This is a genomic window from Bacillus sp. BS98, from assembly GCF_008432245.1.
Classification (GTDB): domain Bacteria; phylum Bacillota; class Bacilli; order Bacillales; family Bacillaceae_G; genus Bacillus_A; species Bacillus_A toyonensis.
The window spans coordinates 328,937-353,822 of the sequence record NZ_CP043830.1; the positions used below are offsets into that span (position 1 = coordinate 328,937).

Consider the following 24,886-nt stretch of genomic DNA (forward strand, 5'->3'; position numbering starts at 1 on the left):
CTCCCTTTTAAACTTCTATTGATATGAAAAAGCAAACTAGGAGCATAGCTTCTAGTTTGTACCTATTTAATTATTGGGGGATGAAATATGAATGTTTTAGTAATTGGCCGCGGTGGGCGTGAGCATGCTTTAGCTTGGAAGTTTGCACAATCTGAAAAGGTGGAGAAGGTGTATGTAGCACCAGGTAATGAAGGTATGCGAGATGTTGCAATACCAGTTGATATTGATGAAAATGATTTTGATGCATTAGTTTTATTTGCCAAAGAGAATAATGTTGAATTAACTTTCGTTGGGCCAGAAATTCCGCTTATGAATGGAATTGTTGATCGTTTTAAAGAAGAAGGACTTCGCGTATTTGGTCCGAATAAAGCGGCTGCTGTTATTGAAGGCAGTAAAGCTTTTACGAAAGAGTTGATGAAAAAGTATAATATACCAACTGCTGCATACGAAACTTTTACAGACTATGATGAAGCAGTAAAGTACATTCAAAAAGTTGGTGCGCCAATTGTTGTTAAAGCTGATGGATTAGCTGCTGGTAAAGGTGTAACGGTAGCAATGACGCTTGAAGAGGCATTACAAGCTGTGAAAGAAATGCTACAAGATGTGAAATTCGGCGTGGCAAGTAAGAAGGTCGTTATTGAAGAGTTTTTAGATGGACAAGAATTTTCATTGATGGCATTTGTAAATGGAACAACTGTACATCCGATGGTAATTGCTCAAGACCATAAACGAGCTTTTGATGGCGATAAGGGTCCTAATACAGGTGGAATGGGCGCATATTCTCCAGTACCACAAATTCCAGAATCAGCAGTTCAAGAGGCGATTGAAACAGTATTACACCCAACTGCTAAAGCGATGATCCAAGAAAATCGTTCGTTTACAGGTATTTTATATGCAGGGCTTATTTTAACAAATGATGGTCCAAAGGTAATTGAATTTAATGCTCGCTTTGGTGATCCTGAAACGGAAGTTGTATTACCTCGCTTAGAGAATGATTTAGTTGATGTATGCAACGCTGTGTTAGATGAAAGTGAACTAACTTTACAATGGTCAGAAGATGCTGTTATCGGTGTTGTACTTGCTTCTAAAGGATATCCAGAAGCGTATAAAAAAGGTGAAGTTATTAACGGATTAGATACATTGCAAGATGTGATTGTTTTCCATGCGGGGACAGTAATGAAACACGGTGATTTTGTAACAAATGGTGGCCGTGTATTATTTGTTGCTTGCAAGGCGAATAGTTTACAAGAAGCAAAAGATAAAGTATATAAAGAAATCGGTAAAATTGAGAGTGATGGTCTATTTTATCGAAGTGATATAGGATATCGTGCAATTGGGCATGAGATGACGAGAAGTTAATGTATAAAAAATCCCGCTGAGAAATCAGCGGGATTTTTATGCATCTTTATCTTTTTTCAATTTTCCTTTTTGCTTTGCCATTTCTCGAAGTAAATACTCGATGTGTGCATTGACGCTACGAAACTCATCATTCGCCCATTTTTCGATGACTGCGTGTAATTCAGGATCAATACGTAATGGAAAGCTTTTCTTTTTAGCCATTATTATTTACAACCTATTAATATAGGCTTCCTGTATTAATAACTGGTTGCGCACCTTTATCTGAAACGATGGCAACCAATAAGTTATTTACCATATTTGCTTTACGCTCGTCATCGAGTTCCAGTACGCCTTCTTCATCTAACATATGGATTGAATCTTTGGCCATCTTCACAGCACCTTCAACAATCTCTTTTCTAGCAGCCAACACTGCTTTTGCTTGTTGACGTTGTAGCATTGCATGGGCAATTTCTGTTGCGTAAGCTAAATGCGTTAAACGAGTTTCTAATACTTCTACACCAGCGATTTCAAGACGCGCTTCTAATTCGCGTTTTAGCTCTTCTGAAATTTCCTCAGTATTTCCACGTAACGTAATACAAGTTTCATCTTGGAAATTATCGTAAGGATATTTTGTTGCAACGTGGCGGATTGCTGTTTCACTTTGGATTTCTACGAATCGATCGTAATGCTCAACACCAAACATTGCTTTTGCAGAATCAACCACTTTATATACGATAACAGCTGCAATTTCAATTGGATTTCCTTCAATATCATTTACTTTTAATTTCTTACTATTAAAGTTTTCAACACGTAAAGATACAGTTTGACGGAATGCAAATGGAATTGTTAAAAATAAACCGTTTTGACGAATTGTTCCTAAATAATTACCGAAGAACGTAATAACTTTCGCTTGATTCGGTTGAACGATACCGATGCCTGTAGCCAAAACAGATGCTAATATGAGAGCTAAAATAGCTATTACAAACATTTCTTGTACAAGGCAAAATACACCGATAGCGGCTAAAACTAAAATTCCAATAACACCCAGAAACCCATTTACATAAAATACTTGTTTTTCTTTCATATGATCGCCTCCTGATATAAAAATGATATCATTTTTATATCATTTTAAGCAAGGGGTTCACACCTAATTTTCTGAATTTTTTTATTTGGTATCTTTTATGTACGTGTTAGGGATGAAAAAAGAATGTATGTTCTGTTTTGTGGTAAAATAAAGAGGACTTAACCGCCCACTGCAGCAGCTAAGTCCCTTTGAGAGCATCTTGCATCGTGACAAATGATTCAAAGCGGTTTGGCCAGGATTATTTCTTCAATCGCTGACTCAATCTCTTTGTCAGAAGAGTCGTAACTTCCATTTGACTTTGGTTTGTCATGGGTAGAAGTTTGATTCACTTCTTCTTTAGCATGTCCTTTTTCAGTAAAATTCATGCTAGGCATTTTAAATGCGCCCATACTCATGTATTTTCCAAATTTACATACTTCAGCAATAGGGCAGAAACGAACAATCCCCTCTGCAATTTTCATGGCACCAATCCATAGTAAAACTTTAGACCAAGTGCACCACGGTTTGCGTACGAGTTTCGCTGTACTACAACCGAAGAGGATAAGTCCGAGTGTAATTCGAATTAGAGCGTTTATTGTACCGATGTTTTGCTTCATTTGAAAAACACTCCTTTTTGATGAACTTCGAAATAGCAAATACTATTTCTTTTATTAGTATTCCATGTGATTTTTGTGATATGTAATCCAACATTTGACGTTAAAAAAGATGTTGGAATGGGCGTGTGTGTAAGTAGCTTTTTTTGTTATAATGAAAGAATGCACAAAAAGAAGTTTAAAACTAGATCCTCTTTTTGAACAAATAGGGAAGAGGAGATTTAAAAGGAATTTTAAAAAATCCTGATGCAAATTAACTGTTATTTTGAACAGACATAGATATAACTAGAGAAAAGAAAGGGTGTTTTCATGTACGATATTTCCGGATGGAAACATGTATTTAAGCTTGATCCAAATAAGGAGTTAAGCGATGAACATTTAGAAATGATTTGTGAGTCTGGAACCGATGCTGTTATTGTAGGCGGAAGTGATGGAGTTACAATTGATAACGTATTACACATGCTAGTTAGCATTCGTAGATATGCAGTTCCTTGCGTGTTAGAGGTTTCTGATGTGGAAGCAATCACACCAGGCTTTGATTTTTATTACATCCCAAGCGTATTAAATAGCCGAAAAGTAGAATGGGTAACAGGTGTTCATCACGAGGCATTGAAAGAATTTGGGGATATTATGGACTGGGACGAAATTTTCATGGAAGGGTATTGTGTTTTAAATCCTGAAGCGAAAGTAGCCCAGCTTACAGATGCAAAATGTGATTTAACAGAAGATGACGTTATTGCATACGCGCGTTTAGCAGACAAGCTATTACATTTACCGATATTCTATTTAGAATATAGCGGTACGTATGGAGATATTGAACTTGTTAAAAATGTAAAAGCAGAATTGAAACAAGCTAATTTATATTATGGCGGTGGCATTTCTAATGCAGAACAAGCGAAAGAAGTAGCGCAGTATGCCGATACAGTAGTTGTTGGAAATGTTATTTATGATGATATAAAATCGGCGTTAAAAACAGTTAAAGCAGTAAAAGGAGAGTAGGTGCAGGCGTATATGAGTATGACGGATAAGTTATTAAATGGTTTAAATCCACAGCAACAAAAAGCAGTGCAAACAACGAATGGACCGCTACTATTAATGGCGGGAGCGGGTAGTGGTAAAACACGTGTGTTAACACATCGTATTGCATATTTACTTGGTGAAAAAGGTGTAGCGCCATGGAATGTACTAGCTATTACCTTTACAAATAAGGCTGCTCGTGAAATGCGCGAGCGTATTGATACACTTGTCGGACCAGAAGCAGAAGATATTTGGATTTCTACGTTCCACTCTATGTGTGTACGTATTTTACGACGTGATATCGATCGTATTGGTATTAATCGTAACTTTACAATCTTAGATTCAGGCGATCAGTTAACTGTAGTCAAAAAAATTATGAAAGAGCGTAATATTGATCCGAAGAAATTTGAGCCGCGCTCTATTTTAGCCGGCATTAGTAATGCGAAAAATGAACTGTTATCTGCAGATAAATATGCAAAAAAAATTACAATCGCTGATCCATATGAAAAATTAACGAGCGATGTATATACAGAATATCAAAAACGTCTTTTGAAAAATAACTCATTAGACTTTGATGATTTAATTATGACAACGATTCAGCTATTTGAACGTGTTCCAGAAGTACTAGAGTTTTATCAGCGCAAGTTCCAATATATTCACGTGGATGAGTATCAAGATACGAACAAAGCACAGTACCTTCTTGTTAAACATTTAGCAACACGTTTTAAAAACCTTTGTGTTGTGGGTGACTCAGATCAGTCTATTTATCGTTGGCGTGGTGCGGATATTTCTAACATTTTGTCATTCGAAAAAGACTATGAGAATGCGCAAGTTATTCTGTTAGAACAAAACTATCGCTCGTCACAAAATATTTTAAATGCAGCCAATGCTGTTATTGAAAAAAATACGAATCGTAAACCGAAAAAATTATGGACAGACAACCAAGTTGGGAGCAAAATTTCGTATTATCGTGCTGCAACTGAAAAGGACGAAGCGTATTTTGTTGCGAAAAAAATTCGTGATGATATTCAAATGGGTAACCGAAAATATACTGACTTTGCAGTATTATATCGTACGAATGCTCAGTCTCGTATGGTTGAGGAGATTTTCCTGAAATCTAATATCCCTTATAAAATTGTCGGCGGTACGAAGTTCTACGACCGTAAAGAAATTAAAGACATTTTGGCGTACTTACGTTTAATTGGGAATCCTGATGATGAGATTAGTTTCGCACGTATTATTAACATGCCGAAGCGCGGGATTGGTGCGACTTCTATCGATAAAATTATTAATTACGGTGTGCAAAACGGAATTTCATTAACGGCTGTATTTGATGAAATTGAGCATGTTGGTGTAAGTGCAAAAATTACAAAGGCAGTAAAAGAATTCGCAAGTTTACTACACAACTGGGTAAATATGCAAGAGTACTTATCTGTTACAGAATTAGTAGAAGAAGTCATTGAAAAAACAGGATATCGCGAGATGTTGAAAAATGAGCGTTCTTTAGAAGCAGAAGGCCGTTTAGAAAACTTAGATGAGTTTTTATCTGTTACGCAAACGTTCGAATCTCAAAGTGAAGATAAGAGCCTTGTTGCATTCCTAACAGACTTAGCTCTTGTCGCGGATATTGATCGTGTAGATGAAGATCCAACTGCTGGTGAAGAAGTTATTTTAATGACGATGCACTCAGCAAAAGGGCTAGAGTTCCCTGTAGTCTTTATCGTTGGTTTAGAGGAAGGAATATTCCCGCATACGCGTTCTCTTATGGAAGAAGATGAAATGCAAGAAGAGCGTCGCCTTGCTTATGTAGGTATTACTCGTGCAGAAGAAGAATTATACTTATCGAATGCGCAAATGCGTACTTTATTTGGTAGGACAAGTATGAATGCAGCATCTCGATTTATTACAGAAATCCCGGCAGAGTTGGTGGAACCATTAAATGAAACAGCGCCGAAGCGTGAAACTTCGTTTAGTGCAAAAGGAAGAACGACAGGAGCTGCGGCAACAACAACACGCTCTCGTTCAGCTTTCGTACGTCCGGCTGTTAAGACAACAGGCGGCGAGCAAATTGGCTGGGCAGTAGGCGATAAAGCTTCCCACCAAAAATGGGGAGTCGGTACAGTTGTAAGTGTAAAAGGCGAAGGTGATTCAAAAGAATTAGATATCGCGTTCCCAAGCCCGATTGGTGTTAAACGTTTATTAGCAAAATTTGCACCTGTGACGAAACAATAGGAAAGGAATGAGGATATGTCAAAAGAGATAGCAAAAAAGCGTATAGAAGAACTACGTGATTTGTTAAATACATTTAACTATCAATATCACGTATTAGACAATCCTTCTGTTTCTGATGCGGAGTATGACCGTAATATGCAGGAGCTTATAAAATTAGAAGCAGAGAATCCAGAGTTCATGAGTGAAGACTCTCCCTCCGTGCGCGTTGGGGGAACTGTTCTTGATATATTTGAAAAAGTAACGCATAAGTCACCGATGTTAAGTTTAGGAAATGCATTTAACGAAGGAGATTTGCGTGATTTTGACCGAAGAGTACGTCAAGGAATTGATGATGCGAATGTAAGATATATATGCGAATTAAAAATTGACGGACTTGCTGTTTCACTTCATTATGAAAAAGGACGCTTTATTCAAGGTGCAACACGTGGTGATGGTATAACAGGTGAAGATATTACCCAAAACTTGAAAACGATTAAAGCAATTCCACTTCGATTAAATGAAGAGGTAACGTTAGAAGCGCGAGGCGAGGCTTATATGCCGAAGCGTTCATTCGTTAAACTAAATGAAGAAAAAGAGCAAAACGGTGAAGATGTATTTGCGAATCCGCGTAATGCGGCAGCAGGTTCAATACGTCAACTTGATACGAAAATTGCAGCAAAGCGTAACCTATCCATGTTTGTATATGGTCTTGCAAATGTAGAAGAAAAAACAATTTCATCGCATAGCGAATCACTTGATTTCTTAGGTGAACTGGGGTTTAAGACAAATCCAAATCGCCGTACATGTGAAACAATTGAAGAGGTTATAGCTTATGTAGAAGAATGGCAGGAAAAACGTCCGAATCTTGATTATGAGATTGATGGGATCGTTATAAAAGTAGACGATGTTGCTCTTCAAGAAAGCCTAGGAACTACTGCAAAGAGTCCAAGATGGGCGATTGCTTATAAATTCCCGGCTGAAGAAGTTGTAACGAGATTAACGGGCATTGAATTAAGTGTTGGCCGTACAGGGGTTGTAACACCGACTGCAGAGTTAGAACCAGTACGAGTGGCTGGTACGATCGTTCGTCGTGCTTCCTTACATAACGAGGATTTAATTCGTGAAAAAGACATTCGAATTGGTGACTACGTTGTTGTGAAAAAGGCTGGAGATATTATTCCTGAGGTTGTGAACGTTATTTTTGATAAGCGTACTGGTGAGGAAGAAGAATACCGCATGCCAACGCATTGTCCGGCATGTGAGAGTGAACTAGTTCGTTTAGAAGAAGAGGTTGCACTTCGTTGTATAAATCCAACTTGTCCTGCCCAAATTCGCGAGGGATTAATTCATTTCGTTTCAAGAAATGCAATGAATATTGACGGACTTGGCGAGCGTGTCATCACACAGCTCTTTGATGCAGATTATATTCGTACGTTTGCAGATTTATATGCATTGACGAAAGAACAATTACTACAGCTAGAGCGTTTTGGTGAAAAATCAGCAACAAATTTAATACAAGCAATTGAGAATTCGAAGGAAAACTCGTTAGAGCGATTATTATTTGGCCTTGGAATTCGCCATGTCGGGGCGAAAGCAGCACGTACATTTGCAGAGCATTTTGAAACGATGGATGCACTTGTGAAAGCGACGGAAGAAGAGCTAAAATCAATTAATGAAATTGGAGAAAAAATGGCGCAATCCGTTGTGACATATTTTGATAATGAAGATGTATTAGAGCTATTACAACAGTTTAAAGAGTATGGCGTGAACATGACATACAAAGGCATAAAAAGTGCAGATTTACAAAATGTTGAATCTTACTTTGCAGGGAAAACTGTCGTCTTAACTGGGAAATTAGAAGTGATGGGACGCAGTGAAGCGAAGAAGAAGATTGAGGCATTAGGTGGAAAAGTAACAGGAAGTGTTAGTAAAAGTACGGATTTAGTTGTTGCTGGTGAAGCTGCTGGCTCAAAATTAGCGCAAGCAGAGAAGCACAATGTTGAAGTTTGGAATGAAGAGAGGTTCTTACAAGAGCTAAATAAGTAAGAGGTGCAAACTTACCATGAAAAAAATAGCATTAGCGGTATTAAGTCTTGGCCTACTTGTAAGTGGTTGTAGCGCAGGTGCCGACAAAGATGAAAAAGTGGCTGAGAAATCAGGGAAAGCAAAAGAGCAAGCAGTCGTTCCGAAGTATGCTATTTCGGATGAATATTATAAGACGACTGTTCCATTTGATGCAGGATCTGCACGTGGATTAGTTGTGCAGGGATTAAATAATCGTCTTGATATAGATGAATTTGAAACAGGATTAATGCGTATTGCAAAAGAATCATTTAATACGAAAGATTATTTCTTTAAAGGTGGAAGTACTCTAGATGATCAAACCGTAAAAATGCTTGTAAAAAGAAAGCGTACAGATGCCGAACAAAAGGAACTAGAGAGCAAATTAAAAAAAGATGCAGTTAAATTTCCGAATATAGGGCTCAATCCAGCGTTAGGCGAAGGATCAGAATCACTAGAAGTGAAAAATAAAAAAAATCCAATATATATTTCAAATATTTTAGAGCATAATTATTATGTGAAAAAAGGCGATAAAGATGTTGAACTTGGTGGTATTGTAGTTGGTTTAGCAATGAATTCTGTTCAATATTTTAATGAAGAGCATGGTTATCCGCGTGAGGCTAAAATCGAGGACGAAAAAATGTTAGCTGAAGGGAAAAAAATGGCGCAAGAAATCTTGAAAGTTATGCACCAAAAAAAGCCCGACATAAAAAACGTTCCGATTACATTTGCGATTTATCGTCAATCTCCAAAGTCTGCACTTGTGCCAGGAAACTTTGTTTCTTATGCTAATGTGGAAAAAGGTAGTGAAACGGTTGAAGATTGGAAACAAATTAACGAGAAATACTATTTGTTCCCGTCTGAACAAGCAAAAACAGACAATAAGCGTGAAGATCTTGCAAGGGTATCTAACTTCAAAGCAAAACTAAGCGATTATTTCCAAGGCGATTATTCCGCTGTTATCGGTACTGGTATGTATAGAGACGAGGAATTAAAAGAAATGAAGCTGGATATTCCTGTCCAGTTTAATGGAAAAGCGGAAATAATTGGTTTTACACAATATGTAGCAGGGCTTGTTATGGAATACTTCCCAAATTATATGAGAGTACAAGTAACGATTAAATCTGTAGAACGTCCAGAAGCGATTATTATACGTGAAGCGAAGCAAGATGAGCCACTCGTAAAAATTTTAGATTAAAGATAAAAGCTGTTCCACAAAGGAACAGCTTTTTTTCTTGAGGAATTTTGTTATAATTTTAAATGTTATAAATAAGGGGATAAGGGGTAAAGGTCATGGACGAACTAAGTCTTCAAGTCATTATTTTATTAATTGCATTCGGATTTTTAGCAGCTTTTATTGATTCAGTTGTTGGAGGTGGAGGATTAATTTCGCTTCCTGCACTAATGTTTGTCGGTTTGTCACCAGCTTCGGCAATTGCAACGAATAAATTAGCTGCAACGATGGGGACGTTTACGAGTGCAATTTATTTTATTCGATCAGGAAAAGTCGATTTTAAAATTGTAGGAAAGTTAATCCCGTTAACTATTATTGGAGCGGTCGCAGGTGCTTTAGTGGTAAAATTTATTCCACCGGATATTTTACGTCCATTAGTACTTGTAATGTTGGTGTTTATTGCCATTTATATTATTGCAAAAAAGGATTGGGGAAGCGTATCTACCTATAAGAAGATGACGAAAAGGAAAACATTAATATTTTTCTTTGTTATTTTAATGATAGGGTTTTATGATGGTTTTTTTGGACCAGGGACAGGATCATTTTTAATTTTTGCATTTTTATTAATAGGTTTGGATTTTATTCAAGCAGCGGCATCTGGAAAACTTTTGAACTTTGTTAGTAATATCGTATCTTTAATTACTTTTTTATTTTTAGATATAATTCATTTTGAATACGGTATTATTATGGGATTATCAATGATTTTAGGTGCTTATTTTGGATCGAAGTTTGCAGTTCAAAAAGGCGTTGGATATGTAAGGACTTTATTTTTATTAGTTACTATATTATTGATCGGAAAAAATGTTTTGGAATATACTCATATTTTGTAGATTCATACGCATGTATGAATCTCTTTTTTTATTATATTTTAAAAATTTATTAATTTTTAAAATATAAGTCTAGGAATATTTGAATAAATCTAAATTATCGTGTAGAATAATGTTGTAAAATGTAAACGTTTTTCTAAGGGGAGGCTAAAAAGAATGGTAGTAGCATACAAACATGAGCCATTTACAGATTTTTCAGTAGAGGCTAACAAATTAGCGTTTGAAGAAGGTTTAAAGAAAGTAGAATCTTATCTTGGACAAGACTATCCATTAATTATTGGGGGAGAAAAAATCACTACAGAAGATAAAATTGTTTCTGTAAACCCTGCAAATAAAGAGGAACTTGTTGGTCGTGTTTCAAAAGCAAGCCGTGAATTAGCTGAAAAAGCAATGCAAGTAGCGGATGCAACATTCCAAACTTGGAGAAAGTCAAAACCAGAAATGCGTGCAGACATTTTATTCCGTGCTGCAGCAATTGTTCGTCGTAGAAAACATGAGTTCTCTGCTATCCTTGTAAAAGAAGCAGGTAAACCATGGAATGAGGCAGATGCTGATACAGCGGAAGCAATCGACTTTATGGAATATTATGCTCGTCAAATGTTGAAATTGAAAGACGGTATTCCAGTAGAAAGCCGTCCAATTGAATATAATCGTTTCTCTTACATTCCATTAGGAGTAGGTGTTATCATTTCTCCTTGGAACTTCCCATTCGCAATTATGGCAGGTATGACAACAGCTGCTTTAGTTTCTGGTAACACAGTATTACTAAAACCAGCTAGTACAACTCCTGTAGTAGCTGCGAAATTCATGGAAGTATTAGAAGAAGCTGGCTTACCAGCTGGCGTAGTAAACTTCGTGCCAGGTAATGGTTCTGAAGTTGGTGACTACTTAGTAGATCATCCTCGTACACGTTTCGTAAGCTTCACTGGATCTCGTGATGTAGGTATCCGCATTTATGAGCGTGCAGCGAAAGTAAATCCAGGTCAAATCTGGTTAAAACGTGTTATCGCTGAAATGGGCGGTAAAGATACAATCGTTGTTGATAAAGAAGCAGATCTTGAATTAGCAGCTAAATCTATCGTTGCATCAGCATTCGGATTCTCAGGACAAAAATGTTCTGCATGTTCTCGTGCTGTAATCCACGAAGATGTATATGATCACGTATTAAATCGTGCTGTTGAATTAACAAAAGAATTAACAGTTGATAACCCAGCTGTATTAGGTACAAATATGGGTCCTGTTAATGACCAAGCTGCATTCGATAAAGTAATGAGCTATGTTGCAATTGGTAAAGAAGAAGGTAGAATCCTAGCAGGTGGCGAAGGAGACGATTCTAAAGGCTGGTTCATCCAACCAACAATCGTTGCTGATGTTGCAGAAGATGCTCGCTTAATGAAAGAAGAAATCTTCGGACCAGTAGTAGCATTCTGTAAAGCAAAAGACTTCGATCATGCACTTGCAATTGCAAACAATACAGAATACGGTTTAACAGGAGCAGTTGTTTCTAATAACCGCGACCATATTGAAAAAGCACGTGAAGACTTCCACGTAGGTAACTTATACTTTAACCGTGGATGTACTGGTGCAATCGTAGGTTACCAACCATTCGGTGGTTTTAACATGTCTGGTACAGACTCTAAAGCTGGTGGCCCAGATTACTTAGCACTTCACATGCAAGCAAAAACTACTTCTGAAACTTTATAAGAAATAGTAGAGGAGCTTTTCACAGAATGTGAAGAGCTCCTTTTAAATTAGAATCCCATATATTACTATTATTCGAAGAGGACGAGCTAAACCCTATTAATAGCGGGATAAACATGTAAATAGAAATAAAGTGACGGGAAAAGTTGATTTATTAGTCACATTTTTTAGTATTCATTTTAAGAATTTCCTGTATAATACAATTTGAAAGAAAATCTATGGTTTGACAAGAAACACTCTTTTCGGTTTTGCTCACTGAATGGAGTGTTTTTTTGTAACCAAAAATTCCTCTGTACTCATTGCATTTGCATATACTCCATTTAAACTGGCCAAAATTGTATTGTGAATATAAACAGCTGGTATAGTAGCATTCTTAAAAGAAAGATCTTTTGTAGCACAAGCATCGTGTATAACGGTACAATGAAAGCCGAAATCAAAAGCAGCTCTTACGGTAGCATCAATACACATATGAGTCATCATCCCGCATATGACGATGTGTTCAATGTCTAAACGTTGTAATTGTTCTAAAAGATTAGTTTCTCGGAAGCTATTTGGATAATGTTTGAGTATAACAGTTTCTTCTCTAAGCGGACGGACATTCTCGTGAATATGGACACCTTCTGTATTAGGTAGGAAAAAAGTAGCATCATTTTTTATTGCTACATGCTGGATATGAAAAATAGGTCCGCCGTTCATTCTAAAGTGTTTTAGTAGCTCACTGGCATACTCACTTGCTTCTACCGGATTGCGCAATTCCATCTTTCCATTTGGAAAATAATCATTTTGGATATCAACGAGTAATAGAGCTGTTTTCATATATTCACCTTCCTCTGATTTCATATTCAAATAATAGTATTCAATTCATAGAAAAAATAATCCTTTTAAAAAATATGAGGGAGAAGAATTTTACATAACCTTCAAGATTACTATTTTATTATGAATTTTCATTTGAAAATTTTAATAAAGAAATAATTAATATTTTTCTAAAAAATGTATTGACTCTCACTATTCTGAGTTCTATAATGAGAATTAATTAAACGACAATTAAATCGATACATTCTTATCCAGAGAGGTGGAGGGACTGGCCCTACGATACCTCAGCAACGGGTTTTTTAATACCGTGCTAACTCCAGCAAGTCTTTATAGGCTTGGAAGATGAGAAGATGTGAACGAGTACATATAAGTGCTCTCCTTCTTATCTTTTATTACTGATAAGAAGGAGAGCACTTTTTATTTTACCTCGAAAGCTCTACTTCCAGTTTTTACAGCATATAGGAGGGAAGAAAATGATTTCTTTTAATAACGTAAGTAAAGTATATGAATCAGGTGGGCAATCTGTTCATGCTGTGGAGGATGTAACATTATCAGTTGAGAAGGGCGAAATTTTTGGCATTATCGGATTTAGTGGTGCTGGAAAGAGTACGTTATTACGCCTAGTAAACATGTTAGAGAGACCGACTGCAGGAACGATCTCAATAGATGATAAAGATATTACATCCTTATCAACGAAAGAATTACGGAAACTTAGACAAAGAATTGGGATGATTTTTCAAAGTTTTAATTTATTTAATTCAAGAACAGTGTTTGGGAATATTGCTTATCCATTAAAGTTAGCGAAAGTACCAAAGAATGAAATAAAAGAAAGAGTCAATGAACTGCTGAAGTTTGTAGGGCTAGAAGATAAAGCAAACTATTATCCGGAGCAGTTATCAGGCGGACAAAAGCAACGTGTTGGGATTGCTAGGGCACTTGCAACATCACCAGATATACTTATATGTGATGAGGCAACATCAGCCTTAGATCCAGAAACAACGACAGAGATTTTAAACTTATTAAAGAAAGTCAATCGTGAATATAATTTAACAATTCTTCTTATTACACACGAAATGCATGTTGTGAAAGAAATTTGTCACCGTGTAGCTGTAATGGAGAAGGGAAAAGTTATTGAAGAAGGAAAACTGTTTGATGTTTTCACACAACCAAAAACAAAGACAACTCAAAACTTTGTACGTTCTGTTATTAATGACCACTTGCCAGAAAGTGTTCTAGCGAAAATTCAAAATGGTGGTCAGATTTATCGCTTAACTTTTACTGGTGAGGAGACAGGACAGCCGGTACTATCATATATCGCAAAAAACTATAACGTCGATGTAAATGTACTGTACGGAAATATTATTGAACTTCAAAATGTGCTATTTGGAAATCTTCTTGTAGAATTGCAAGGTGAACAGAAGGAAATTCAAAAAGCATTACAACATTTAAGACTGCAAGTGAAGCTGAAGGAGGTAGAAGCTCATGCGAGTTGATTGGAGTATATTTTGGCCTCGCATATTAGATGCGACGGGGGACACCCTCTTAATGGTAATTGTAACCCTTATATTCGCTATAATTCTTGGTATACCTCTAGGTTTACTTTTGTATGTAACGAGAAAAGGTAATTTTTTAGAAAATAAATGGGTTTTTTCTATTCTTAACGTCATCATTAATACAATTCGTCCAGTTCCATTCATTATCTTTTTAGTAGCTTTAAGCCCACTAACAAGAAGCGTGATCGGAACGACGATTGGAACAGCGGCAGCAATCTTCCCAATGACGTTAGTGGCATCTATTGGTATTGCTAGAATGGTTGAAACAAATCTTGTCTCAGTTCCGAAAGGAGTAATTGAAGCTGCACAAGCGATGGGCGCTTCACCACTTAGAATTGTTTTTGAAATTCTCGTGCCAGAAGCGTTAGCACCATTGATCTTAGGTGTTACGTTTATGACAGTTGGTTTAATTGAATTTTCTGCAGTTGCTGGGCTTGTCGGTGGTGGTGGTCTTGGTGACTTAGCGATGACATATGGTTATCAACGTTTTGATACATCAGTTATGTTCGTAACGGTCGTTTTACTTATTATTCTCGTACAGATAGCTCAAAATTTAGGAAACTACTTTGCGAAAGTGTTTTTACGCAGATCATAAAAAGGAAGAGGGGAAAAGAAAATGAAGAAAATTTTAGCATTTGCATTATCAGCGATTGTAGGAATTTCAGCACTAAGCGGCTGCTCGGGTGGAGACACAGGTGCAGGAGCAAAAGAGAAAGTAGTTCGCGTCGGTGTAACTGGAACGGATGGAGACGTTTGGGAAATTTTGAAGAAAAAAGCTGAAAAAGAAGGGATTAAAATTAAACTGGTTGAGTTCTCTGATTATACAACGCCAAATAAAGCGTTAGCTGATGGAGATATTGAATTAAACTCATTCCAGCATATTGCTTTCTTAGAGCAATTTAAAAAGGAGCATAAGTTAGATATTACAGCTGTCGGTACAACACAAATTGCACCAATGGGCTTATTCTCTGAAAAATATAAGAAAGCAAATGAAATCCCAGATGGTTCAGAAATTGCTATTCCAAATGATCCAACGAACCAAGCACGTGCATTAAAACTTCTTGATGCAGCGGGGTTATTGAAACTTAAAAAAGATTTTGGTCTATTTGGGGATCCAAGTGGTATCGCTGAAAATCCGAAGAAGTTAAAAATTACACCGGTTATTGCACAGCAAACACCTCGTGTATTAAAAGATGTAGCTGCTTCAGTTATTAATAACGGTGTGGCTGGTCAAGCTGGATTAGATCCAGCGAAGGATCCTATTTTCTTAGAAGATCCAAAGAATGAAAATGCGAAGCCTTATATTAATATTTTCGCAGCTCGTACGAAAGATAAAGACGATCCAACACTGAAAAAAGTAATTGAATTATATCATTCAAAAGAAGTAACAGATGCAGTTAAGAAAGAAACAAAGGATGGTTCAATTTCAGTAGATCTTTCATTTGAGGAGCTTGAAAAAATCGTAAAATAATCATTGGGTTTAATGAACTAATAGAAGGAACCCCTCCGCTGTTAGTTCGTTCAACATATAATCTACTTAACAAACAAAACCCTAATTTTGTACCTTCCAATTTTGTATAACGTAGAATCCAATGTTTGTTAAGTAGAGTGATGGACCGGGAGTTTTCCTGGTCTTTTTTTATTACTGAAAGCAGCTAGCGAATAGTAAGGTAATCCAAATTATAATGGGATAAGAAAGTAAGCTGAAAATGAGTGTAATTACGAATTGCTTTTTATTAATTAATTGTTTTTTGGATGAAAAAAAGAAAATAGAAAAGATAACAATGAAAACTGAGGATATTACGCCAGGATTATAGGAGCGATAAATCAAAAACAAAATAATATGTTGCACTGCGTTAAAGAAAATGGCCCCTTGTATAAAAATAATCCAGTATATAGAAGACAAGAAGTTTAGTTGATATAGAAAGACGATAAGTACGACGAAGATTGTTAATATGGAAATGGCAATGAAAAATTGTTGGCTAGTTATAAGATGAATTGAAAATTGATTAGCAAGATATTGTCGCATTTGGAAAGCTTCTTCAAGGTTATGAATGAAAAATAATAAAGGAATGATCCAAAGCGTAATAGTGGAATGTTTTTTTATCAACTTATATCACTCCAATAAAGTATAGAAAGCCTAAAAAGGCCCTCTATACAGAGATGATTATTCAATTATGATACTTTTTAAATTATCTTCATGATGCTCTCGTTCTTTCGGATAAGCAGCTAGCTCCTCTTGCAAAATACTTAGCATTTGCTTAGCTGATTGCTGGATTGGAGTAGGTAGCTCTTCTAATATACGCATACCGACTCTTACTTTTGTCCGAATTACTTTTCGTAGTAATTCCTCATGCATGCACCACACCTCCAAATCGAATGTTTAGTACATCCTCTTCAAACTTGGCTCCTTGAATAGAAAGGTGTGTTAATGTTTTTGGTAATGTGATGTTACGTTTAACAGAGCCGGCTCGAATAATAAGCTCATCACCTTTTTGATTTAATGAAAGTTCACTTTTGTTTGAGAAGGGGATGGACAGAACGAAAATATATTCATCGCCATCTTTTTTCACATATTGTGTGCGACCATTGAATTTCACTTCAGTAGGAGAGGGATCGGATTTAAATAAAGCATTGCCTACACGCTCTAACATAGGTAAACCAACAACTTCTTGTTCAAACATGGGAGCTTCGTAAATAGGAAGCGGCTGAAAACTATCTTGAATTAATGTTTTATATTTCTTTTGCGTATCTTTCCATGCTTGAAAATAAGGATCGGTGACAGTGTTAGGGATGACACGGTTAATCATGATGGCATCTACGTTATAATCGTATAAATTTAAATAAGTAAAACTACGCTGAGCTTCTTTAATGACCATTTTTTCGGGATTTACAACGATGCGGATACTTGTTATTTCTCGGTTCGATAAAATATCTCTCATTTCTCCAAGCTGTTCAAGTGTATTTGTTAATTCGTCCATAATATCATCGGTTGGAAGGGGGACACCAAGAAGTGGTTGAGCTACAGGACGAACGACTTTTAAAACTTTTCTTTTAATAGGAAATAATTTTTCCATCCACCAGCCGAGCATGTCTGGAAAACTAAGCATTGCTAATGTTTCTCCTGTTGGAGCGCAATCAATGATGATAACGTCGTATGTGTTTTTTTTATAATAATCGAGCACGCGAAGTAAGCTAATTAAATCTTCCATACCAGGAAACATCGTTAATTCTTCTGTTGTAATATCATCAGCTGCTTTGGAAGTGAATAACAAGGTAATGTATTTCTGTAACTTTCCCCAGCCTTTTTCCATTTCATAAATCGTATTAATCTCTTGTGCCCACAAGTTTTCGCGAATTTCTAATGGCTCAGAAGATAGCTTTATACCAAATGAATCTCCTAAACTATGAGCAGGATCTGTACTCATTACTAATGTTTTTAATCCTTGTTTTGCGCTTTGAAGTGCTGTTGCTGCTGAAATGCTAGTTTTTCCTACGCCGCCTTTACCTGTATACAAAATAATTCTCATCATTCTATCCCCTTTGTTTCGGTTATCGAATATTACGAACATCGAAGTATTTAAGTGAATAAAAACCCAGTTAGGGCTTTATCCCGCATTAACGGGCAGTAAGACTTCCGTCCAAAAATTCGGCTGGAGCAAAGAAATTAGGTGGGGGGGCAACTGTCCGTAAATGCCCGATTGGTTCAACTAATAATCAGTGAGGGATGAGAAAACCCCTCACTGATTAAAGTTTCACTTTATTCAATCGGAATGTTTTTCATTCTAGGTGTAGAAACCTTTTCTTCTATTTTTTGCTGTGACGTAGCAATGTGATTCATAATTTTTTGGAAGATTTGTAGTAAGAATGCTTTTTCTTCTTCTGACAATGCTTCTGTCACTAGGCTAAAGTAATGGGCTGCATTTTGTTTTACTTCTTGAACGAGCATTACGCCGTTTTCTGTTAAACGAATTAATACAATGCGTCGATCGTTTTCATCACGGTACCGTTCAATATACCCCTTTTTTACAAGGCGATTTACAACACCTGTCGTTGTACTCATCGGTATATCAAGAAGGTCAGCAATTTTTGTCATTGTAATATCTGTATTTCGCTCCATCCAAAGTAAACAAAATACTTCTGTCTTGGAAAGTGTTAAATCAAGGCTTACCCATTCTTCAGGATAGAAAAGTTTCTTGGCGTTATCTAGCAGTAAGTCTAAAAAGTGTTCATATTGCAACAATTAATTCCACTCCCGTATATTTCGAGGTTCGTAATATTTGTTTTTATTTTATGTAGAATAGAAATAAATGTCAATATTTTTAATTTATTTTTCAGATTAGACAGAAAACAATCTTTAAAAGGGCATTTTTTTATGATAGATTAATAAATAGAAAAAGAATTTTACATAAAAATCCATAACGGTAAATATATTTATCTATAATGGATGTGCATCTAACAAGGGGGATAATGATGAGAAGAAGAAATACGCAAGCGTTCACGTTTTTAGCATGGACTTCATTTGTTTGTGCGCTTTCAGGGATGCTAATTGGGATTTACACGTTAGATGAAACGCTTAGTGTAAAAGGGTACTATTTAATTGGAACGTTATTTTTAACGATGTCTTGTTTTGTATTACAAAAAACAATTCGTGATAATGAAGAAGATAACGAGAGATTTCCAAAAAATAAACCGTTAGATAAAGAGTAAATTGTAAAGAAAGGCGTTTGCCTTTCTTTTTTTATGTAAAAATGCCGTAAGTGCCATGTGTTGACTTGCTTGAAGTACTGAAAATTTGGTATCATCAATAGTATTGTAGATTGAACGATATATTATGGAGGTGGCCTAGCCGTGTCAAGAATTTCCGTTGAGAATGTAAAGCACGTAGCACATTTAGCACGTCTTGCAATTACTGATCAAGAAGCAGAAAAATTTCAAAAACAACTAGATGCAATAGTTACATTTGCAGAACAGTTAAATGAATTAGATACAACAGATGTAAAACCAACAACTCATGTATTAACTATGAAAAATGTTATGCGTGAAGATGTGCCAGAAAAAGGTTTACCAGTAGAAGAAGTATTAAAAAATGCACCGGATCACAAAGATAATCAAATCCGTGTTCCAGCAGTATTAGAATAGAGGAGGGGAATTTCGATGTCATTATTTGATCATTCTGTATCAGAGTTACATAAGAAGTTAAACAACAAAGAAATTTCCGTTACGGATTTAGTAGAAGAATCTTACAAACGTATTGCGGATGTTGAAGATAACGTAAAAGCTTTTCTTACATTAGATGAAGAAAATGCACGCGCGAAAGCGAAAGAATTAGATGCTAAGATCGGCGCTGAAGATAATGGTTTATTATTCGGTATGCCAATCGGTGTAAAAGATAACATTGTAACTAACGGTCTTCGTACTACTTGTGCGAGCAAAATGTTAGCAAACTTTGATCCAATTTACGATGCGACAGTTGTGCAAAAGTTAAAAGCTGCTGACACAGTTACAATCGGTAAATTAAATATGGACGAGTTCGCAATGGGTTCTTCAAATGAAAACTCAGGTTTCTACGCTACAAAAAATCCATGGAACTTAGATTACGTTCCAGGCGGATCTAGTGGTGGTTCTGCAGCAGCTGTAGCAGCAGGAGAAGTATTATTCTCTCTAGGTTCTGATACGGGTGGTTCTATTCGTCAGCCAGCTGCATATTGCGGTGTTGTAGGTTTAAAACCAACTTACGGACGCGTATCTCGTTACGGATTAGTAGCATTCGCATCTTCACTTGACCAAATCGGACCGATTACACGTACAGTAGAAGACAATGCATACTTATTACAAGCTATTTCAGGTATTGACCGCATGGATGCAACTTCTGCAAATGTTGAAGTTGGAAACTACTTAGCTGGTTTAACAGGCGATGTTAAAGGTTTACGCATTGCTGTACCGAAAGAATACTTAGGTGAAGGTGTTGGCGAAGAAGCTCGTGAGTCAGTACTAGCTGCTTTAAAAGTATTAGAAGGTATGGGCGCAACTTGGGAGGAAGTATCTCTTCCACACTCTAAATACGCTCTAGCAACGTATTACTTATTATCTTCTTCTGAAGCATCTGCTAACCTTTCACGCTTTGATGGCGTACGTTACGGTGTTCGTTCTGATAATGTAAATAACTTATTAGATCTTTACAAAAACACACGTAGCGAAGGTTTCGGTGACGAAGTAAAACGCCGTATTATGCTTGGTACATTTGCACTTAGCTCTGGTTACTATGATGCATATTACAAAAAAGCACAACAAGTACGTACATTAATTAAAAACGACTTTGAAAATGTATTTGCTAACTACGATGTTATTATTGGACCAACAACGCCAACTCCAGCATTTAAAGTGGGCGAAAAAGTGGATGATCCAATGACAATGTATGCAAACGACATTTTAACAATCCCAGTAAACTTAGCAGGTGTTCCAGCGATTTCTGTTCCATGTGGATTCGGTGCTAATAGTATGCCACTTGGATTACAAATCATTGGTAAACACTTCGATGAAGCGACAATTTACCGCGTTGCACATGCGTTTGAGCAAGCAACAGACTATCATACAAAAAAAGCAAGTCTGTAAGGAGGCGAGCATAGATGAGTTTAGAAACAATTATTGGTTTAGAGGTTCACGTTGAGTTAAAAACAAATTCGAAAATTTTCTCTGCGAGTCCAACAGAATTCGGAGCAGAGCCAAATACACAAACGAGTGTAATTGACTTAGGATACCCAGGGGTACTTCCAACTTTAAATAAAGAAGCAGTTAACTTTGCAATGAAAGCTGCAATGGCATTAAACTGTGAAATCGCAACGGAAACGAAGTTCGACCGTAAAAACTATTTCTATCCAGATAATCCGAAAGCTTACCAAATCTCTCAGTTTGATAAGCCAATTGGAGAAAATGGTTGGATTGAAATCGAAGTAGATGGCAAAAAGAAACGTATCGGTATTACACGTCTTCATTTAGAAGAAGATGCTGGTAAATCAACGCATACAGCTGACGGGTCATTAGTAGACTATAACCGTCAAGGTATGCCTTTAATCGAAATCGTGTCTGAGCCAGATATGCGTACGCCAGAAGAAGCATACGCATACTTAGAGAAGTTAAAATCAATCATTCAATACACTGGCGTATCTGATTGTAAGATGGAAGAAGGTTCTCTACGTTGTGATGCGAATATTTCCCTTCGTCCAGTTGGACAAGAAAAATTCGGTACAAAAGCAGAACTGAAAAACTTAAACTCATTCACTTACGTACAAAAAGGTCTTGAGCACGAACAAGTGCGTCAAGAAAAAGAATTGTTATCTGGTGGTATCATCCAACAAGAAACACGTCGTTATGATGAAGCAACGAAGAAAACAATCTTAATGCGTATAAAAGAAGGATCTGACGATTACCGTTACTTCCCAGAGCCAGATTTAGTTGAACTTTATATCGATGATGCGTGGAAAGAAGAAGTGCGTGCTTCTATTCCAGAACTTCCAGATGCACGTAAAGCTCGCTATGTTGCTGAAATTGGATTACCAGCTTATGATGCACACGTATTAACATTAACGAAAGAGATGTCTGATTTCTTTGAAGCAACAATTACAGATGGAGCAGATGCGAAATTAACATCAAACTGGTTAATGGGTGAAGTACTTGCATACTTAAACAAACAACAAAAAGAATTAAAAGATGTTGCATTAACGCCTGCTGGTTTATCTAAAATGGTTCAATTAATTGAAAAAGGTACAATTTCTTCTAAAATCGCGAAGAAAGTATTTAACGAGTTAATTGAAAAAGGTGGAGATCCAGAAGAAATCGTTAAAGCGAAAGGTCTTGTTCAAATTTCTGACGAAGGTACACTTCGTAAAGTCGTAACAGAAATCCTTGATAATAATGAACAATCTATTGAAGACTTCAAAAACGGTAAAGACCGTGCAATTGGCTTCTTAGTTGGTCAAATTATGAAAGCGACAAAAGGACAAGCAAACCCACCGCTTGTTAACAAAATCTTACTTGAAGAGATTAATAAGCGATAAAATAAGAGAGAGATTCTTATTTTTGAATGCTAAAATAGTATAGATTCTTAAAGATTAAACAGAAAAAACACCCTTATTTGGGTGTTTTTTCTGAGTTAATCAAACGTTTGTTTAAATGGTGAAAAATAATTTAAATAAACGTTTGATTAACTGTCAAAAGTGAAAAAATGTTTGTATAGCAACTATGGTATGATAGTTGCAAAAAGGTGGGAATAATGATAAATCTAGACATAGAGGTTTTTTTTCATCTCATGAAATAATAGATAATTATTATTCGTTATATGTAAATTTTTATGGAAGAATGGATAGACATAAAGTGAAACTTTAATCAGTAGTGGGGGTGTTCATCCCCCGTTGATTATTAGCCTTCACCAATCGGGTTCTTACTGCCTGTTTGAGCGGGATAAAAGAAGGATAGGAAGATGAGAGGAGGTAGGCATAGGGATACTGAATAAGAATTCGGTGTATTCTTTTTTTCAATGAATAAGGAATTTCCTGTGCTAATAAATGATGAAACGAGCAAGGATTATTTATAACCCTACTTCTGGGCGTGAGCTATTTAAGAAGAGCTTACCAGAAGTATTACAAAAATTAGAACAAGCTGGATATGAAGCGTCTTGTCATGCGACGACTGGTCCTGGAGATGCAACTGTAGCGGCGAGACAAGCTGCGGATCGTAAGTTTGATGTTGTTATCGCCGCTGGTGGTGACGGTACGTTAAACGAAGTGGTAAATGGTTTAGTAGGACATGAGCATCGTCCGAAGTTTGGAATTATTCCAGTTGGAACGACAAATGACTTCGCACGTGCGATCGGTGTACCTCGCGCTATAGAAGAGGCAGCCGATATTATTTGTGAAGGGAAAACAGTTCCTTTAGATCTTGGTAGAGCGAATGATACATATTTCATTAATATTGCTGGTGGCGGCCGTATTACAGAATTAACATATGAAGTACCAAGCAAGCTAAAGACAGTATTAGGCCAACTTGCTTACTATTTAAAAGGAATAGAAATGTTACCATCATTACATCCAACATATGTTGAAATCGAGTATGATGGGAAGTTATTACAAGAAGAAATTACGATGTTTTTAATTACAAATACTCGTTCAGTTGGTGGATTTGAAAAAGTAGCACCGTATGCATCGATTAACGATGGATTATTTGACTTATTAGTGCTGAAAAAAGGTTCTATCGCTGATTTAATTAAAGCAGCAACACAAGCGCAGCGTGGGGAACATATTAACAATCCGAAAGTACTATACACACAAGCAAATCGAATTAAAGTGCATTCACCAGATAAACTAATGATTAATTTAGATGGTGAGTACGGTGGGGATGCCCCGATGGAATTCGAAAACATATATCATTGTCTGGAATTATTTGTTCCTGAACATCAAGAGGATGCCCTGTAAGGGCATCTTTTTTTATTAGAATTGTAAATTGGAAGTTAGTTTGATTTTTATGGTATTTTTACAATTCATTTATTTTATATCCATATTTTATTGATACACTGAAGAGGATAAGAAATGAGAGGTAGGGTGCTATGGAGAAGGTAAAAGCAATACTATTTGATAAAGATGGGACATTAATGGATTTTCACTCAATTTGGATAAAAGTAGCGGAAGAGCTTGTAGCGGAATGTATAAATTTATATCAATTACCAGAGTCAATGCAGCAAGCTTTATTAAAAGAGATTGGTGTGGATGGGGTATTTGTTCATCCAAGTAGCGCACTAGCGGCTGGAACAAGCCTCGATGTAGCAAAGGGGCTTTGTAAGTATATTAAGTCATCTAAGGAAGAGGAGATGCATGAATGGGTAAGTGAAAAATTATTTTCGCTTATGTACGAGCATCGTTCCTATATGAAAATGACGGCAGATCTACCAAGAATTTTACAAAGTTTAAAAGATAAAGGATTTATTTTAGGTGTTGTTACAGCTGATGATTTTGCGCCGACAGAATTATTTTTAAAACAATATCAATTAGAATCCTTTTTTGATTATATTGTAGCTTCTGATACGTTTCCGGCACAGAAACCTGATAAAAGAATTATAGAATCCTTTTGTGAAAGGTTTCATTTAGAGGCATGTGAGGTGGCAGTCGTTGGAGATACGCCAACCGATCTATATTTAGCTAAAAACGGTGGTGATTGTTATGCTATTGGAGTACTATCTGGTACGGGGGATCGTAAAACTTTAGAACCACTTGCGGACTTAGTCGTAGAATCTGTTGGTGAGTTTATTTCTCATTCAGGTGAGTTTATTTGGGAACAAGGAAAGTCTAGTATGCAAGGGAAATAAGTCTATAAAGACTCTTGATGAGTCTTTATAGACTTATTTTTTATGCCTGGATACAAAGAGTATAGGATGAATACTAGAACGGAAAGTTGGCATGTAT

24 protein-coding genes and 1 riboswitch are annotated in these 24,886 nt (G+C 36.5%); of the genes, 16 read left to right on the forward strand and 8 right to left on the reverse strand.

Translation table 11 applies throughout. The annotated features are described in order from the left end of the window. The first annotated feature begins 87 nt into the window (after positions 1 to 87). Positions 88 to 1,359: a phosphoribosylamine--glycine ligase gene (purD, locus tag F0362_RS01805; RefSeq protein WP_001101935.1), complete on the forward strand. Its 1,272-nt coding sequence runs from the start codon at positions 88 to 90 to the stop codon at positions 1,357 to 1,359. A 36-nt stretch (positions 1,360 to 1,395) separates the two neighbouring features. On the opposite strand, the gene F0362_RS01810 is transcribed toward purD, so the two are convergent. The 3 genes from F0362_RS01810 to F0362_RS01820 form a co-directional block, all read right to left on the reverse strand. Then, positions 1,396 to 1,560 (reverse strand): type II toxin-antitoxin system antitoxin, encoded by a 165-nt coding sequence (locus F0362_RS01810; protein ID WP_001085171.1) that lies wholly within the window; start codon positions 1,558 to 1,560, stop codon positions 1,396 to 1,398. 16 nt (positions 1,561 to 1,576) lie between these two features. Further along, the gene (locus tag F0362_RS01815; protein ID WP_000660691.1) at positions 1,577 to 2,422 is read right to left on the reverse strand and encodes an SPFH domain-containing protein; all 846 of its coding nucleotides are present in this window, start codon (positions 2,420 to 2,422) and stop codon (positions 1,577 to 1,579) included. Positions 2,423 to 2,640: 218 nt separating this feature from the next. Beyond that, on the reverse strand, positions 2,641 to 3,018 hold the full coding sequence (locus F0362_RS01820; RefSeq protein WP_000812337.1) for a YgaP family membrane protein: 378 nt from the start codon (positions 3,016 to 3,018) through the stop codon (positions 2,641 to 2,643). A gap of 306 nt (positions 3,019 to 3,324) precedes the next feature. On the opposite strand from F0362_RS01820, the gene F0362_RS01825 reads away from it, so the two are divergent. The 6 genes from F0362_RS01825 to pruA all read left to right on the forward strand — a co-directional run bounded on the left by F0362_RS01825 (position 3,325) and on the right by pruA (position 12,069). Next, positions 3,325 to 4,014: a heptaprenylglyceryl phosphate synthase gene (locus tag F0362_RS01825; protein WP_000272083.1), complete on the forward strand. Its 690-nt coding sequence runs from the start codon at positions 3,325 to 3,327 to the stop codon at positions 4,012 to 4,014. Further along, positions 4,015 to 6,264 (forward strand): DNA helicase PcrA, encoded by a 2,250-nt coding sequence (pcrA, locus tag F0362_RS01830; RefSeq protein WP_001149618.1) that lies wholly within the window; start codon positions 4,015 to 4,017, stop codon positions 6,262 to 6,264. A gap of 15 nt (positions 6,265 to 6,279) precedes the next feature. Continuing rightward, the gene (gene ligA, locus F0362_RS01835; RefSeq protein ID WP_000031436.1) at positions 6,280 to 8,289 is read left to right on the forward strand and encodes an NAD-dependent DNA ligase LigA; all 2,010 of its coding nucleotides are present in this window, start codon (positions 6,280 to 6,282) and stop codon (positions 8,287 to 8,289) included. A 16-nt stretch (positions 8,290 to 8,305) separates the two neighbouring features. Next, positions 8,306 to 9,502: a CamS family sex pheromone protein gene (locus tag F0362_RS01840; RefSeq protein ID WP_000717024.1), complete on the forward strand. Its 1,197-nt coding sequence runs from the start codon at positions 8,306 to 8,308 to the stop codon at positions 9,500 to 9,502. A gap of 95 nt (positions 9,503 to 9,597) precedes the next feature. Then, entirely contained in the window at positions 9,598 to 10,368 is a 771-nt protein-coding gene (locus F0362_RS01845; RefSeq protein ID WP_000343983.1) for a TSUP family transporter, read from the forward strand. Between the two features lie 153 nt (positions 10,369 to 10,521). Next, a complete protein-coding gene (gene pruA, locus F0362_RS01850; protein WP_000259542.1) occupies positions 10,522 to 12,069 on the forward strand; it encodes an L-glutamate gamma-semialdehyde dehydrogenase in 1,548 nt (515 codons plus the stop codon). A 249-nt stretch (positions 12,070 to 12,318) separates the two neighbouring features. Here the strand turns inward: pruA and F0362_RS01855 are convergent, their stop codons facing one another. Further along, positions 12,319 to 12,882 (reverse strand): cysteine hydrolase family protein, encoded by a 564-nt coding sequence (locus tag F0362_RS01855; RefSeq protein ID WP_000844920.1) that lies wholly within the window; start codon positions 12,880 to 12,882, stop codon positions 12,319 to 12,321. A gap of 241 nt (positions 12,883 to 13,123) precedes the next feature. Continuing rightward, positions 13,124 to 13,228: riboswitch (SAM riboswitch) on the forward strand. 124 nt (positions 13,229 to 13,352) lie between these two features. Here F0362_RS01855 and F0362_RS01860 point away from each other — a divergent pair. Genes F0362_RS01860 through F0362_RS01870 form a run of 3 tightly spaced genes read left to right on the forward strand, consistent with a single transcriptional unit; the run spans position 13,353 to position 15,903 of the window. Further along, positions 13,353 to 14,372 (forward strand): methionine ABC transporter ATP-binding protein, encoded by a 1,020-nt coding sequence (locus F0362_RS01860; RefSeq protein WP_000622986.1) that lies wholly within the window; start codon positions 13,353 to 13,355, stop codon positions 14,370 to 14,372. Then, entirely contained in the window at positions 14,362 to 15,027 is a 666-nt protein-coding gene (locus F0362_RS01865) for a methionine ABC transporter permease (protein WP_001261855.1), read from the forward strand. Before F0362_RS01860 ends, F0362_RS01865 begins: the two co-directional genes overlap by 11 nt. Before the next feature lie 21 nt (positions 15,028 to 15,048). Next, positions 15,049 to 15,903, forward strand: coding sequence for a MetQ/NlpA family ABC transporter substrate-binding protein (locus F0362_RS01870; RefSeq protein WP_000721581.1), 855 nt, complete (start codon positions 15,049 to 15,051; stop codon positions 15,901 to 15,903). Positions 15,904 to 16,074: 171 nt separating this feature from the next. Here F0362_RS01870 and F0362_RS01875 read toward each other — a convergent pair whose 3' ends face one another. The 4 genes from F0362_RS01875 to F0362_RS01890 all read right to left on the reverse strand — a co-directional run bounded on the left by F0362_RS01875 (position 16,075) and on the right by F0362_RS01890 (position 18,675). Further along, on the reverse strand, positions 16,075 to 16,542 hold the full coding sequence (locus F0362_RS01875; RefSeq protein WP_002156176.1) for an HXXEE domain-containing protein: 468 nt from the start codon (positions 16,540 to 16,542) through the stop codon (positions 16,075 to 16,077). Positions 16,543 to 16,599: 57 nt separating this feature from the next. Continuing rightward, positions 16,600 to 16,791 (reverse strand): DUF3926 domain-containing protein, encoded by a 192-nt coding sequence (locus F0362_RS01880; protein WP_000544097.1) that lies wholly within the window; start codon positions 16,789 to 16,791, stop codon positions 16,600 to 16,602. Continuing rightward, the gene (locus tag F0362_RS01885) at positions 16,784 to 17,965 is read right to left on the reverse strand and encodes an ArsA family ATPase (protein WP_002037861.1); all 1,182 of its coding nucleotides are present in this window, start codon (positions 17,963 to 17,965) and stop codon (positions 16,784 to 16,786) included. The genes F0362_RS01880 and F0362_RS01885 overlap by 8 nt, the downstream gene beginning before the upstream one ends. Positions 17,966 to 18,192: 227 nt before the next feature. Beyond that, positions 18,193 to 18,675 (reverse strand): MarR family winged helix-turn-helix transcriptional regulator, encoded by a 483-nt coding sequence (locus F0362_RS01890; RefSeq protein WP_000942480.1) that lies wholly within the window; start codon positions 18,673 to 18,675, stop codon positions 18,193 to 18,195. Positions 18,676 to 18,905: 230 nt separating this feature from the next. Here F0362_RS01890 and F0362_RS01895 point away from each other — a divergent pair, with 230 nt between their 5' ends. From F0362_RS01895 to F0362_RS01920, 6 genes are all read left to right on the forward strand, one after another. Further along, a complete protein-coding gene (locus F0362_RS01895; RefSeq protein ID WP_001254393.1) occupies positions 18,906 to 19,142 on the forward strand; it encodes a YiaA/YiaB family inner membrane protein in 237 nt (78 codons plus the stop codon). Positions 19,143 to 19,283: 141 nt separating this feature from the next. Continuing rightward, positions 19,284 to 19,574 carry an Asp-tRNA(Asn)/Glu-tRNA(Gln) amidotransferase subunit GatC gene (gene gatC, locus F0362_RS01900; protein ID WP_000086999.1) on the forward strand — a complete coding sequence of 97 codons (291 nt, stop codon included), beginning with the start codon at positions 19,284 to 19,286 and terminating at the stop codon, positions 19,572 to 19,574. A gap of 15 nt (positions 19,575 to 19,589) precedes the next feature. Continuing rightward, complete coding sequence (gene gatA, locus F0362_RS01905; protein WP_000051450.1) at positions 19,590 to 21,047, forward strand: Asp-tRNA(Asn)/Glu-tRNA(Gln) amidotransferase subunit GatA; 1,458 nt, start codon at positions 19,590 to 19,592, stop codon at positions 21,045 to 21,047. A gap of 14 nt (positions 21,048 to 21,061) precedes the next feature. Beyond that, positions 21,062 to 22,489 carry an Asp-tRNA(Asn)/Glu-tRNA(Gln) amidotransferase subunit GatB gene (gene gatB, locus F0362_RS01910; protein ID WP_149889623.1) on the forward strand — a complete coding sequence of 476 codons (1,428 nt, stop codon included), beginning with the start codon at positions 21,062 to 21,064 and terminating at the stop codon, positions 22,487 to 22,489. A 507-nt stretch (positions 22,490 to 22,996) separates the two neighbouring features. Beyond that, positions 22,997 to 23,902 carry a diacylglycerol kinase gene (locus tag F0362_RS01915; RefSeq protein WP_000977668.1) on the forward strand — a complete coding sequence of 302 codons (906 nt, stop codon included), beginning with the start codon at positions 22,997 to 22,999 and terminating at the stop codon, positions 23,900 to 23,902. 131 nt (positions 23,903 to 24,033) lie between these two features. Beyond that, a complete protein-coding gene (locus F0362_RS01920) occupies positions 24,034 to 24,789 on the forward strand; it encodes an HAD family hydrolase (protein ID WP_000416652.1) in 756 nt (251 codons plus the stop codon). Positions 24,790 to 24,886 lie beyond the last annotated feature (97 nt).

Coding starts and splice junctions, on each gene's coding strand:
- F0362_RS01865 (WP_001261855.1), top strand. CDS start 14,362: ATGCGAGTTGATTGGAGTATATTTTGGCCTCGCATATTAGATGCGACG.
- F0362_RS01810 (WP_001085171.1), bottom strand. CDS start 1,560: ATGGCTAAAAAGAAAAGCTTTCCATTACGTATTGATCCTGAATTACAC.
- F0362_RS01895 (WP_001254393.1), top strand. CDS start 18,906: ATGAGAAGAAGAAATACGCAAGCGTTCACGTTTTTAGCATGGACTTCA.
- F0362_RS01820 (WP_000812337.1), bottom strand. CDS start 3,018: ATGAAGCAAAACATCGGTACAATAAACGCTCTAATTCGAATTACACTC.
- ligA (WP_000031436.1), top strand. CDS start 6,280: ATGTCAAAAGAGATAGCAAAAAAGCGTATAGAAGAACTACGTGATTTG.
- F0362_RS01915 (WP_000977668.1), top strand. CDS start 22,997: ATGATGAAACGAGCAAGGATTATTTATAACCCTACTTCTGGGCGTGAG.
- F0362_RS01825 (WP_000272083.1), top strand. CDS start 3,325: ATGTACGATATTTCCGGATGGAAACATGTATTTAAGCTTGATCCAAAT.
- F0362_RS01840 (WP_000717024.1), top strand. CDS start 8,306: ATGAAAAAAATAGCATTAGCGGTATTAAGTCTTGGCCTACTTGTAAGT.
- purD (WP_001101935.1), top strand. CDS start 88: ATGAATGTTTTAGTAATTGGCCGCGGTGGGCGTGAGCATGCTTTAGCT.
- F0362_RS01880 (WP_000544097.1), bottom strand. CDS start 16,791: ATGCATGAGGAATTACTACGAAAAGTAATTCGGACAAAAGTAAGAGTC.
- F0362_RS01860 (WP_000622986.1), top strand. CDS start 13,353: ATGATTTCTTTTAATAACGTAAGTAAAGTATATGAATCAGGTGGGCAA.
- F0362_RS01870 (WP_000721581.1), top strand. CDS start 15,049: ATGAAGAAAATTTTAGCATTTGCATTATCAGCGATTGTAGGAATTTCA.
- F0362_RS01855 (WP_000844920.1), bottom strand. CDS start 12,882: ATGAAAACAGCTCTATTACTCGTTGATATCCAAAATGATTATTTTCCA.
- F0362_RS01885 (WP_002037861.1), bottom strand. CDS start 17,965: ATGATGAGAATTATTTTGTATACAGGTAAAGGCGGCGTAGGAAAAACT.
- F0362_RS01845 (WP_000343983.1), top strand. CDS start 9,598: ATGGACGAACTAAGTCTTCAAGTCATTATTTTATTAATTGCATTCGGA.
- F0362_RS01920 (WP_000416652.1), top strand. CDS start 24,034: ATGGAGAAGGTAAAAGCAATACTATTTGATAAAGATGGGACATTAATG.
- F0362_RS01815 (WP_000660691.1), bottom strand. CDS start 2,422: ATGAAAGAAAAACAAGTATTTTATGTAAATGGGTTTCTGGGTGTTATT.
- gatB (WP_149889623.1), top strand. CDS start 21,062: ATGAGTTTAGAAACAATTATTGGTTTAGAGGTTCACGTTGAGTTAAAA.
- gatA (WP_000051450.1), top strand. CDS start 19,590: ATGTCATTATTTGATCATTCTGTATCAGAGTTACATAAGAAGTTAAAC.
- pruA (WP_000259542.1), top strand. CDS start 10,522: ATGGTAGTAGCATACAAACATGAGCCATTTACAGATTTTTCAGTAGAG.